General features: G+C 48.6%; 1 protein-coding gene. It reads left to right on the top strand.

The window, feature by feature from the left end; all coding sequences use genetic code 11:
* The coding region (locus HFD99_RS25465) for a condensation domain-containing protein (RefSeq protein WP_167441128.1) at positions 1-210 on the top strand (210 nt) is incomplete at both ends.

Genomic DNA, 210 nt, shown 5'->3' with positions numbered 1-210 from the left:
ATGGAGCAGATGGGTAGCCGCGGGAACAATGGCTTTACGATTGCCAATGCTTCCATGTCAGAGCAAACAAACTATGACTTCAACATCACCGTGGTGCCAGGCGATGAAATCCATGTCCATTTGGAGTACAACGCGCAGGTGTTGGAACGTACAGCTGTAGAGCAAATCCGTGAGCATTTGCTGCATATGATTGAAGAAGCGATTCACCGA

The organism is Paenibacillus sp. EKM301P (assembly GCF_011800295.1).
Taxonomy (GTDB): domain Bacteria; phylum Bacillota; class Bacilli; order Paenibacillales; family Paenibacillaceae; genus Paenibacillus; species Paenibacillus polymyxa.
This window is presented reverse-complemented; position numbering and strand designations above follow the sequence as displayed.